Here is a 455-nt window from a genome sequence, read left to right as displayed (position 1 = left end):
GGGCGGGTGTCGGTGCGGGTGGCCAGGTCTCCGCGGCTGTTGTACGTGTACACGGTCTGGGACAGCACGGTGCCGTCTTCGCCGATGAGGGTCTCCTTCTCCGGCTGGCCGCTGTCGTAGTAGCCGACCGCCAGGACGGTGCCGTTGCCGTACTCGGTCTTCGCCGGCTGGCCGAGGCTGTCGTAGGTGTAGGCGGCGGAGGCGGTCTGCCCGTCCGCAGTCTTCTGCACCGCGGCCTTCAGACTGCCGTCGGGATTGTAGGCGTAGGCAGTGACCGCCCCTGCCGCATCCGTAGCCGATACCAGCTGCCCGTGCTGGTTGTAGGTGCGGGAGACAGCCTTGCCGTCGGGGTAGGCGACGGATACCAGGCGTCCCTCGCCGTCATAGCGATAGGTGATGAGGGTGGCCTTCTTGGCGTCCGCGTCGTCGCGGGCGCCTTCCCACACCCCGGTGGC

General features: G+C 68.6%; 1 protein-coding gene. It reads right to left on the bottom strand.

Annotated elements, in window-relative coordinates; translation table 11 throughout:
• Positions 1-455 (bottom strand): RHS repeat domain-containing protein (locus tag IF89_RS39665; protein WP_043194975.1); only part of this gene is annotated, 455 nt, incomplete at both ends.

The sequence above is a fragment of the Streptomyces sp. NRRL F-2664 genome, assembly GCF_000719345.1.
In the GTDB taxonomy this organism is placed as follows: Bacteria; Actinomycetota; Actinomycetes; order Streptomycetales; family Streptomycetaceae; genus Streptomyces.
The sequence above is the reverse complement of the archived record's forward strand: the minus strand, read 5'-3'. Positions and strand labels throughout refer to the sequence as shown.